The sequence below is a fragment of the Pseudomonas sp. GW823-FHT06E10 genome (genome assembly GCF_058794995.1).
This window is the reverse complement of sequence record NZ_JBXAHJ010000037.1, coordinates 1-1,235: the sequence shown is the minus strand read 5'-3', so window position 1 is coordinate 1,235 and position 1,235 is coordinate 1. Positions and strand designations below refer to the sequence as shown.

The 1,235-nt window shown below is 57.2% G+C and carries 1 protein-coding gene; it reads left to right on the top strand.

What is annotated here, in order from left to right:
- The first annotated feature begins 64 nt into the window (after window positions 1-64).
- Window positions 65-1,227 (top strand): IS3 family transposase gene (locus AC1Q6Y_RS28025; protein ID WP_492625656.1). Its coding sequence is split into 2 segments (ribosomal slippage): window positions 65-320 and window positions 320-1,227, totalling 1,164 coding nucleotides; the frame shifts between segments, so codons are not numbered across the junction.
- Window positions 1,228-1,235: the final 8 nt, after the last annotated feature.

Here is a 1,235-nt window from a genome sequence, read left to right as displayed (position 1 = left end):
TGTAGTGGTCTAATGAAACCGGACACCCATTTAGGCGAGAATGCTCGCCAGATCGAGGTGTCAGATGACCAAACAACGCCGTTCCTTTTCTGCTGAATTCAAACGCGAGGCTGCCGACCTCGTGCTCAAGCAAAACTACAGCTACATCGAAGCCAGCCGTTCACTCGGCGTCGGCGAGTCGGCCCTGCGCCGCTGGGTCGATCAGGTTCAGCAGGAGCGCCAAGGCGTCACTCCGCAGAGCAAAGCGCTGACCCCAGAACAGCAGAAAATCCAGGAGCTGGAAGCCCGGATCGCCCGCCTTGAACGGGAAAAATCGATATTAAAAAAGGCTACCGCGCTCTTGATGTCGGAAGATCACGAGCGTACGCGCTGATCAATCAGCTGAGCGTCCATGAGCCGGTTGATTGGCTGTGCAAGGTGTTTGAAGTCACTCGTTCGTGCTACTACGCCCAGCGCCTTAGGCGCCGCACGCCCGATGTTGAGCGGCTTCGGTTGCGCAGCCGGGTGAGCGAGTTGTTCACGCAAAGTCGTAGCGCTGCCGGCAGCCGCAGCATCTTGTCGCTGATGCTTGAAGACGGTGAGCAGCTCGGCCGGTTCAAAGTGCGCAGCTTGATGCGCGAGCTTGATTTAGTCAGCAAACAACCCGGATCACATGCCTACAAACGAGCGACGGTAGAGCGACTCGATATCCCGAACATCTTGAATCGGGAGTTCGATGTCCCGGCCCCCAACCAAGTGTGGTGCGGCGACATCACCTACATTTGGGCCCAGGGGAAATGGCATTACCTGGCTGTCGTGCTGGATCTTTGCACGCGCCGGGTGGTGGGCTGGGGGTTATCGGAAAAGCCGGACGCCGATCTGGTGATCAAGGCGTTGGATATGGCCTACGAGCAACGTGGCAGACCTTCTGGCCTGCTATTCCATTCGGATCAAGGGTCGCAGTATGCAAGTCGATTATTTCGTCAGCGATTGTGGCGTTATCGCATGCGCCAGAGCATGAGTCGCCGGGGGAATTGCTGGGACAACGCGCCAATGGAGCGCGTGTTCCGCAGCTTGAAAACGGAATGGATACCGACCACGGGCTACAGAACGGCTCAAGAAGCCCAGCGCGATATTAGCCACTTCTTGATGCATCGGTACAACTGGGTTCGACCCCATCAATTCAACGGCGGGCTGGCGCCAGCTCGCGCCGAAGAAAAACTTAACGTCGTGTCCGGGATTAGTTGACCACTACA